Below are 1,261 nucleotides of genomic sequence, written 5' to 3'. Positions count from 1 at the left end.
TCACCGCTACCCACAACTCATCCCCGCAATTTTCAACTTACGTGGGTTCGGTCCTCCAGCGCGTTTTACCGCGCCTTCAACCTGGTCATGGGTAGGTCACTTGGTTTCGGGTCTGCATCAGCCAACTTCTCGCCCTATTCAGACTCGCTTTCGCTGCGGCTCCGTCTTTTCTGACTTAACCTTGCTGACTAACGCAACTCGCCGGTTCATTCTACAAAAGGCACGCCATTACCCCTTAACGGGCTCTGACTACTTGTAGGCACACGGTTTCAGGTTCTATTTCACTCCCCTCCCGGGGTTCTTTTCACCTTTCCCTCACGGTACTGGTTCGCTATCGGTCACTGGTTAGTATTTAGCCTTGCGAGATGGTCCTCGCGGATTCAGACGGGATTTCTCGTGTCCCGCCCTACTCAGGATCCTGCTAGGCCTTCTTTGGATTTCGCCTACGGGGCTCTCACCCTCTCTGGCGCGCTTTCCCAAGCGCTTCCGCTATCCGCCAAAGTGCCACGTTGCAGTCCTACAACCCCGGCAGATAAATCTGCCGGTTTGGGCTCTTTCCCGTTCGCTCGCCGCTACTAAGGAAATCGAATTTCTTTCTCTTCCTGCAGCTACTTAGATGTTTCAGTTCACTGCGTGTTCCCTCCATGAGCTATGTATTCACTCATGGATGACATGCCTTCGCATGCCGGGTTCCCCCATTCGGATACCTCCGGATCACAGCCTACTTACGGCTACCCGAAGACTTTCGTGGTTCGTCACGTCCTTCATCGGCTTCCAGTGCCCAGGCATTCACCGTGCGCCCTTCTTCACTTGACCTGTATCAAGTCTAAGTTCTTTCGAACTCTCTCTCGGTCGCTTTGCAATCTATTCATTGTCTACAATGATGTCTCGGTTTTTTCTTGGATTAAGTATTCAGTTTTCAACGTACAAGTTTGAGAGTTGATACTCTCAAAACTAAACAAAGTTTCTTTCAGTGTGCTTCCGTAACATGATGAATTTCTGTTAGCATCTCTGCTCTCCATTCATCTGTCTATCCTTAGAAAGGAGGTGATCCAGCCGCAGGTTCTCCTACGGCTACCTTGTTACGACTTCACCCCAGTCATCTGCCCTGCCTTAGGCGGCTGATTCCGTTAAGGTTATCCCACCGACTTCGGGCATTGCAGACTTCCATGGTGTGACGGGCGGTGTGTACAAGGCCCGGGAACGTATTCACCGTGGCGTGCTGATCCACGATTACTAGCGATTCCAGCTTCGTGCAGGC

At 51.6% G+C, this 1,261-nt stretch carries 2 rRNA genes; both read right to left on the bottom strand.

Annotation, left to right across the window (positions count from 1 at the left end):
• Positions 1 to 816, bottom strand: a 23S ribosomal RNA gene (locus FYJ62_RS10520); the annotation flags it as partial.
• Positions 817 to 1,040: 224 nt separating this feature from the next.
• Positions 1,041 to 1,261: ribosomal RNA gene (locus FYJ62_RS10515) — 16S ribosomal RNA — on the bottom strand; the annotation flags it as partial.

Origin of the sequence: Lactobacillus porci (genome assembly GCF_009695985.1) — a bacterium.
GTDB lineage: Bacteria > Bacillota > Bacilli > Lactobacillales > Lactobacillaceae > Lactobacillus > Lactobacillus absianus.
The sequence above is the reverse complement of the archived record's forward strand: the minus strand, read 5'-3'. Positions and strand labels throughout refer to the sequence as shown.